The 8,594-nt window shown below is 35.4% G+C and carries 8 protein-coding genes; 5 read left to right on the top strand and 3 right to left on the bottom strand.

Annotated features, from left to right (window positions below):
• Window positions 1-15 precede the first annotated feature (15 nt).
• Window positions 16-1,725 (top strand): Rqc2 family fibronectin-binding protein, encoded by a 1,710-nt coding sequence (locus tag ABH957_RS00475; RefSeq protein WP_404445025.1) that lies wholly within the window; start codon window positions 16-18, stop codon window positions 1,723-1,725.
• Between the two features lie 370 nt (window positions 1,726-2,095).
• A complete protein-coding gene (locus ABH957_RS00480) occupies window positions 2,096-3,166 on the top strand; it encodes a M24 family metallopeptidase (protein ID WP_002128840.1) in 1,071 nt (356 codons plus the stop codon).
• Between the two features lie 42 nt (window positions 3,167-3,208).
• Here the strand turns inward: ABH957_RS00480 and ABH957_RS00485 are convergent, their stop codons facing one another.
• The 3 genes from ABH957_RS00485 to ABH957_RS00495 form a co-directional block, all read right to left on the bottom strand.
• Window positions 3,209-3,550 carry a YoqO family protein gene (locus ABH957_RS00485; protein ID WP_404491032.1) on the bottom strand — a complete coding sequence of 114 codons (342 nt, stop codon included), beginning with the start codon at window positions 3,548-3,550 and terminating at the stop codon, window positions 3,209-3,211.
• 152 nt (window positions 3,551-3,702) lie between these two features.
• Window positions 3,703-4,833: an RNA-guided endonuclease InsQ/TnpB family protein gene (locus tag ABH957_RS00490; RefSeq protein ID WP_404491033.1), complete on the bottom strand. Its 1,131-nt coding sequence runs from the start codon at window positions 4,831-4,833 to the stop codon at window positions 3,703-3,705.
• A gap of 708 nt (window positions 4,834-5,541) precedes the next feature.
• Entirely contained in the window at window positions 5,542-5,907 is a 366-nt protein-coding gene (locus tag ABH957_RS00495; protein WP_016120741.1) for a YoqO family protein, read from the bottom strand.
• Between the two features lie 166 nt (window positions 5,908-6,073).
• On the opposite strand from ABH957_RS00495, the gene ABH957_RS00500 reads away from it, so the two are divergent.
• The 3 genes from ABH957_RS00500 to ABH957_RS00510 all read left to right on the top strand — a co-directional run bounded on the left by ABH957_RS00500 (window position 6,074) and on the right by ABH957_RS00510 (window position 8,578).
• Window positions 6,074-7,459, top strand: a complete 1,386-nt coding sequence (locus tag ABH957_RS00500) for a hypothetical protein (protein WP_242307897.1) — start codon at window positions 6,074-6,076, stop codon at window positions 7,457-7,459.
• Between the two features lie 164 nt (window positions 7,460-7,623).
• Entirely contained in the window at window positions 7,624-7,878 is a 255-nt protein-coding gene (locus ABH957_RS00505) for a YbeF family protein (protein ID WP_002088235.1), read from the top strand.
• Between the two features lie 22 nt (window positions 7,879-7,900).
• Window positions 7,901-8,578, top strand: a complete 678-nt coding sequence (locus tag ABH957_RS00510) for an HAD family hydrolase (protein ID WP_404510589.1) — start codon at window positions 7,901-7,903, stop codon at window positions 8,576-8,578.
• The last annotated feature ends 16 nt before the right edge of the window (window positions 8,579-8,594 follow it).

The following is an 8,594-nucleotide window of genomic DNA, read 5'->3' on the forward strand; positions in this document are numbered from 1 at the left end:
AAGGAGTGTTCATTCATGGCATTCGATGGATTATTTACAAGAGCAATTACACATGAAATTGCAAATTCTCTTCAAACAGGAAGAATTTCAAAAATATATCAACCCTCAAAATATGAAGTTTTATTACATATTCGAGCAAACGGAAAAAACCAAAAGCTAATTCTTTCATCTCACCCTACATATGCGCGTATGCACTTAACAAATCAAAACTACAATTCACCAGCGCTACCGCCGATGTTTTGTATGCTTCTTCGCAAACATTTAGAAGGTGGATTTATTGAAAAAATTGAACAAATTGACTTAGAACGTATTATTCAAATTACAGTCCGCAGTCGCAATGAAATCGGTGACGAATCAGTAAAAACATTAGTAATCGAAATAATGGGACGACACAGTAATATTATCTTAGTAGATACGAAAACAAATGTTATTTTAGATAGCTTAAAACACGTTTCTTTAGCGGTAAACCGACATCGTACTGTATATGCTGGAGCTGAATATGTTGCCCCACCGGCACAACATAAAATTAATCCGCTTCTTATCGAAACAGAAAATGATTTTATTAAACCGCTAGACTTTTTATCTGGCAACATGGACAAACAACTTGTCGGAGCATTCATGGGAATTTCCCCATTATTTGCAAAAGAAGTTGTAAAAAAAGCAGGTATGGCAAATGAAAAAGCATTATCTGAAGCTTTCTTCAGCTTGCAAAAACCTTTGCTAACACATCAGTACGTGCCAGCAATGATAACAGCAAATGGAAAAGAGTTCTTTTACCTATTCCCTCTTTCTCACTTACAAGGAAACGAAAAAACATTTTCATCTGTTAGTGAATTATTAGATCGTTTCTTCTTTGGTAAAGCAGAGCGCGATCGTGTAAAACAACAAGCTCACGATTTAGAACGCTTTATGCAAAATGAAAAAACAAAAAACGAAAAGAAGCTAATTAAACTAGAAAAAACATTACAAGATGCCGGAAAAGCAGATAAATACCAACTATTTGGAGAGCTACTTACAGCCAATATGTACGCTTTGAAAAAAGGTGATAAAGAGATAGAAGTCGTTAACTATTACGACGAAAATGGTGGGACTGTAAAAATCACATTAGATCCTTTAAGAACACCATCCGACAATGCACAACGCTATTTCCAAAAATATCAAAAAGCAAAAAATTCAGTTGTTGTTGTAGAAGAACAAATCGAAAAAACAAATGAAGAAATTCTTTATTTTGATAGCTTACTTCAACAAATGGAGGTTGCTTCTTCAAAAGATATTGAAGAGATTCGTGAAGAACTGGCCGAAGAAGGTTATGTACGTAATCGTAAGAAGAACAACACAAAGAAAAAACCGACAAAACCGGTATTGGACAAATATTTAGCTAGTGATGGAACAGAAATTTTCGTCGGTAAAAACAATAAGCAAAATGATTATTTAACAACGAAATTCTCCCGTCGTGATGAAATTTGGTTACATACGAAAGACATACCTGGGTCCCACGTTGTCATTCGTTCTCTTGAACCTACGGAAGAGACTTTACACGAGGCCGCTAAAATCGCTGCTTATTACAGTAAAGCAAAAGATTCTAGTTCTGTTCCTGTAGATTTCACAAAGGTACGCCATGTCAAAAAACCGAGCGGTGCAAAACTTGGATTTGTTACATATGACAATCAACAAACATTATATGTAACACCAGATGCTGATACAGTAATGAAATTAAAAGCGTAAATATTAAAAAATGCGTTGCTTGCTAGCGACGCATTTTTTATATGGTTTCAATTCAGTTCATATATCCATTCACTCATTCATAACATCTTTCTTCCCTTCAATATTGTCAAAAAAATTGACAGTGTCATTTCACATCTGTATAAATTTTTTTACAGTATGTATATAAAGTGCACCTCCAATCAATATTTTTTCATCCCCCCACTGATTATTGAAGTAATCTTGATTTTATGAACAAACCGCCTCTCACAAATAGCGGGCTAATTTTTCATCTCCCCTAAAACATATGTAGTTCCTACTATCTTTTTTCCTCAAATATATATTTTGGCACGCTATTTGCTTTATTCAATACTGTGAAAAGGGGGAAATTAACATGACTTTAAGAATTAATAAAATCCAAAATCAACTACAAAAATATGAAATTGACGGATTACTTATTACAAAAAAAGAAAATCGCCAATATGCAACAGGCTTTACAGGCAGCGCTGGCGTCGTCTTAATCTCTGCGGATAAAGCGGTTTTTATAACTGATTTTCGCTACGTAGATCAAGCGAAATCACAAATAAAAGACGCTGAAATTGTTATGCATAAAGGAAATTTAGAGAAAGAAGTTGCAAATCAAGTATCGAAATTAAACATTCAAAAACTTGGAATTGAAGAAAATAACATGACATTACAACAATATAAAAACTTACAAAAATACGTACATGCGGAAATGGTTCAAGTGTGCGAAATCATCGAAAATATTCGTATTATTAAAGACATGCCTGAAATAGAAACAATGAAAATCGCAGCTAATATTGCTGACGAAGCATTTCACCACATCCTTACGTTTCTAAAACCAGGAATAAGTGAAAATGATGTACGAGATGAGTTAGAATTTTTCATGCGAAAAAAAGGGGCTACATCCTCTTCATTTCAAATCATTGTAGCTTCTGGTGTTCGTTCTTCACTTCCTCATGGAGTTGCATCAAATAAAATAATCGAACGAGGCGACGTCGTTACATTAGATTTCGGTGCACTTTACGATGGATATTGTTCCGATATAACACGTACTGTAGCAATTGGGGAACCATCAGAAGAATTCAAAAAGATATACAATGTTGTACGAGAAGCGTTAAAACGTGGGACGGAAGCAATTAAACCTGGGGAAACTGCGAAAAGTATCGATGATATAACGAGAGATTACATTACAGAACATGGATACGGTCAATATTTTGGACACTCTACCGGTCATGGTCTTGGGTTAGAAATACATGAACCTCTTCGCCTATCCCAAGAAAGTAAGGCTACTTTAGAAGAAGGTATGGTTGTTACCGTTGAACCTGGTATTTACATACCGAACTGGGGCGGTTGTAGAATTGAAGATGATATCGTCATTACAAAAGACGGATATGAAGTTATTACAAAATCAAATCGGGAACTAATTGTTATCCCTTGTTAAAATCATAGAAAAAAATGCCACCGAATAAGGTGGCATTTTCTTTTATTCATCAGCGAATAGCTTTTCGTTTACTTTTTTAGCGATTACCGCTACCGACATTAATATACATATTAAATATAGCAATTTCGCAATAAATAACCACCCTTGAAACATTACAATTCCATCTATTATCTCATTTCCTTTCAATAACAAAAACGGAATTGTGCTAATTATAATGACAAACTCGATGCTGAAAACAATTTTCTTTTTTCGGCTATATGCTTTCCATTCCTTCCAGCGATACATAGGTGCAAAAATCAATACTCCTATACATAATATAACTGGCACCCATTCACTTTTAAGAAATTGCCCTGAAATAACTGATAATAGTAAACAAACGAGCACACCATAATACCGATACGATAAACTTAACTAAATCTATGCAATTCAATCAAATTTACACAAGTTAGTGCTTCATCGTGTTCTCGCAACCCCGAAGGGACGAGGGGTATAACACTCCACACGAGGCAGTATCGTTACCTCCTATTATCAAGCTTTTATTTTACCCATCTTGATAAATTTATCGAAGCATTTAAATCTCTATCATGATGGCTATTGCACCCAACACAACGCCACTCACGTATTTTTAAACTCCACTGTCCTTCTGGTTGAACTGAATGGTCGTATTTTACTCCGCAACATGAGCAAATCTTGCTTGAGGCGAACCATTTATCAGCTTTTACATACTCAATGCCATACTTCTCGCACTTGTATGACAAACATTGAAAGAAGAAGTTTAATTTTTGAAATAAAAATGCTTTCGATAGTTTTTTGTTTTTTAACAGGTTTGAGATAGGTAAGTCTTCCACAACAATTCTCATTGGTTTGGTTTTCACCAATTTAGCTGTTGCTTGATGGATATGGTTATTTCGGATATTCGTAATTTTCCTAGATAACCGCAGGTGCTCAGTTTTAGCTTTTTCATATCCGGCAGATTGAATTTTTACACCTTTTTTAAATCTCCTAGACATATCTCTTTGCGCTGACTTTTTCCTTTTCAAAAGTTTTTTAACCTTAGCATCTTTGTTTATATTTCGTTCTTTCGTACCATTAGAAGCTACAAACAACTCTTTTAAACCAACGTCCACACCAATCGACTCATTGGTTAGTTCTTGTGGTTCGAATTCTTCTTTGAACCCTACACTAATCCACCAGTGACGACCATCAAATGTAACTCTTGGATTTGATGTTTTTTTGTTTCTTGGTAGTTGTTGGCTTGTTTTCACTTCTCCAATAGACTGAATATGAACTACTTTCTTTCCTATAATCAGTCTTTCATAATTGGCATAAAATCCTTGGATTAAATCTTTTTTGGTTTTATAAGAAGTGTGATAGACATTTTTGTACTTTTTGAACGAATTTTTTCGCGCCTTGTCAAAATCTTTTGAAGCCTGTTTGGGAACTTGTGCGTTGATGTCATTTAACCACTCATATCGCTTTCGCTTCTTGATCTTTGTAAATCGTTTCTGTAAAGCTAACTGTGAAACAGATTTTCCGAATAGCTTATAGTATCTATCACTCATTCTTTTACAATAGTTATAAGCAAACCTTGAAGCTCCAGCATGGTTTCTAAGCACTTTTTCTTGTTCAGGCGTTGGAATCAGTCTGACTTTCTTCGCCAATATCATCAGAATTTAACTCCTTTACTGTGCGATTATTCGGGCACTCACCTTTCGGATAATGAAAGATTTATTCTTCTGAATAGTAGCGTGTTCCACCAGCATTCTCCTGAGACTACTCGGATGCAAACCTGTTAATTCCGATACTTGACTAACTCGTGAAAATTTCATTATTATTCTCACCTCATTGAACCTAACGTGGCACATACGTTCGATAAATTCAATGAAGTTTGATAGATTCAATAAAATTTATCTTGTTCAACTAAGGGCGCAATTCCTTAGCCAGTTCTCTTATGAACTTCTCATGTTTTCACATGAGCGCAGACTATATGTTTATCTACTTAAAGATAGAGGATTTTTCCACCACCATAGGCTTGTGATGTACTCTCGTCAGTTATACGAGATAGTCGTTGAACGTTCATCTTATCAATTTTGACTTAGATGATTCGAGGCGGAAGACCCATTGTTCTAGTGTTTAGGATTTAACCTTGCACGATCTGATTGATTTTTTCTGCTTTCGCGACATTCACGCTCGCCATTTCTAGCCACGTTGTAGTTCAATCAGCTTTAGGGATTGCCCGCAGTTAACCCTCACTACTAGCCAATCACTTGACTAGCAGGGCTTACTGATATATTTAATTAACTTTGGTTATAATTGGTTAAATAAATCGTAACAGTTAGTTACCCTATTTTCTCTCTCATTCGTACTCCCCCATTCTACTTCTCCTTTAATATGTAACTTGCTATTCTTATCATGACTCTTAGAAAAATAACGACTACAATTACAAGATAAAGACCTTTCGCAGAAGACATCCAATCTTGAAAAATAGACATTTTCTCCATTTGCTTTTGGCCCTCTATTAAAATAACCCCTACGACAAATGAACAAACAACAATGATACCTATCATAATTCCAATACTTTTCTTACCATGTTGTTTCATGTCATCCCAACGATATAACAGTATAAAAACAAACCCGAGAACAGGTATGATACTTATCCATTCATTGTTTGTAAGCAGATTTAAAATGATTAATAGACTACAAGATATGATAAATCCCCAAAATCCAATTTCTTTGCGCATAAGACCTCCTTTAATTCCATTTTTAGGATTAATTGTATTTTAACATCCATTTCTACTCCTTACCATTACGATACATGAAATTTCACTTTTTTCTTTTTCCTATACTCACATACCTTCACCGCTTTCATACAATGAACTACACGAACGCCTAAAGGATGTGAATGTTATGGGAGTTGAATTAACGCTTTTACATGCTCTCTATGTTCTTTGTTTACTCACTATTATTACCTTTTTTATTTTTAGAAAAGATACGACGATCATTTGTATCGTTTTTATCTTTTTATTAGCATTAACCGCTACAAGTTCTATCCCTCTTGCCATTAGTGGTATCTTTCAAAGTTTCATTTACGCCATTACCGAACTATTACCAACTATATTAATCATCTCCATTATCGTATCAATGAGCAATCTACTCGTTCATACCGGCATAAATGATACGATGATTTCACCATTTACAAAGATGATTCGTACACCTGCACATGCCTACTGGATTATCGGTCTTTTAATGATGACAATTTCCTTTTTCTTTTGGCCTTCTCCAGCTGTCGCCTTAATGGGGGCCATTTTATTACCAGTCGCTGTACGCGTCGGCCTTCCGCCAATTGGAGTCGCAATCGCTATGAACTTATTCGGACACGGCATCGCCTTATCTGGTGACTTCGTAATTCAAGGTGCACCGAAATTAACTGCAGACGCTGCTGGTCTTCCTGTTTCCAGCGTTGTTTCAGCCAGTGTTCCCCTCGTTATTGTTATGGGTATTGTGACAACTTCCGTCGCATTTTTCTTCTTACGAAAAGAATTTCATACAGGCTTATCTATACAAGAATCTATTCCATCAACTGAGTCTTCTAAAACGCTCACTTCATTATCTTCTCGGACAAAAAAATGGCTCGCTATTGGTATTCCGATCGTATATGCCATAGATATTCTTTGCATGATTCAATTTAAACTACAAGGAAGCGACGCCACTGCACTTATCGGCGGGACGACTGTTATTATGATTATCATCATTTCTCTCATCGCCTACAAAGGTAATGGACTGAATAAAACGACCGATTATTTTATAGAAGGGCTCCAATTTGGATTTAAAATCTTTGGTCCAGTTATCCCAATTGCTGCACTCTTTTATTTAGGAGATAGCGGCTTTGTGAAAATTATCGGGGACTATTTACCGAAAGGTTCACATGGAATCATTAACGACTTAGGAATCGCCTTATCTCAAACTGTTCCTTTAAACCAATATGTATCGGCGGGAACATTAACTATCGTTGGTGTCATAACAGGCTTAGATGGATCTGGATTTTCCGGTATATCACTTGCTGGTTCGATTGCAAACCTTTTCGGAACAGCACTTGGGCATGGAACAGCTACATTAACAGCACTCGGGCAAATTGCAGCAATCTGGACCGGCGGTGGCACTTTAATTCCTTGGGCGCTTATTCCTGCCGCTGCCATATGCAAAGTAGATCCGTTTGAACTTGCACGCCGAAACTTTTTACCAGTTGTGATTGGCTTAATCGTCACCACGATCGTTGCGATGTTTATCCTGTAACGTAAGCAAGATAATACTTGCTTACGCCTTTTTAGGTTAAATATTGAAACATACTAACCTTCAAAAGGGTTTATGTATTACGTAGCGAAATTATATTAAGAGAGTAATTATTTCAAAACGTTTACGAGAAACAGATTACTTCAATTAGAAAAGGGGACATAACTATGAATGAATTGATTTTCGTCTTATTAATTTGTCCATTACTTATCTTTATCGTTTCTGTTATTGGAACACGTAGAACAAAAACGTATTACGTAATGCCGATTGTAACGTTTGCTAGTTTTTTAATAATAGGTGTTATCGCCTTTACTCCAAAATTTTTCTTTTGGGTTGGCATGTATAGCATCTTCTCATTTATTGTTTCTTATATGACTCTATTGTTTGTAAGAGGATATGAAGTTGTAGAAAACGCTAAATAGTTATTAGCGAGGAGATTGTAATATGATTTTCTTTGATGTCGATGGAACTTTACTTGATTATGAGACTGCTGAAAGAAATGGTATTATAGATTTCTTTCAAATATATAATACTATTTTTTCAGGTAATGAATTAGAGGCCACGAAACTATGGCATGAATTATCCGAACAATATTTCAACAAATTTTTATCCAAAGAATTATCTTTTCAAGAACAACAAGGGATGCGAATGTATCATTTATTTAAAACATATGGAGTAAACTTATCACCCGGGGAATCTCAGCACAAATTCAATCAATATATAGAACTATATAAGAACAACTGGGCCGCGTTTGAAGATGTACACTATACATTACAGACCTTGCAGCAAGGAGGGCACTCATTAGGTATCATTAGCAATGGTGACTATGAGCAACAAGTCGAAAAATTAACTGCTCTAAACATTCTACAATATTTCAAATATATATTTACTTCTAGTGAAATTGGTATATCGAAACCAGACCCTGAAATTTTTCAAAGAACTGTATTACAATCGAATCTTGAAATGAAAAATTGCTATTATATTGGCGATCGATTAGAAACAGATGCAATTAGTAGTACAGCAGCTGGAATGCAAGGGATATGGTTAAATCGGGATAACTTGCAACTCAAGTGTGATGTTCCTACTATCTATTCTTTACATGAAATTTTAACAATTATATAAAAAAGACGACCGCGTT

Origin of the sequence: Bacillus sp. RC242, assembly GCF_044908245.1 — a bacterium.
GTDB lineage: Bacteria > Bacillota > Bacilli > Bacillales > Bacillaceae_G > Bacillus_A > Bacillus_A mycoides.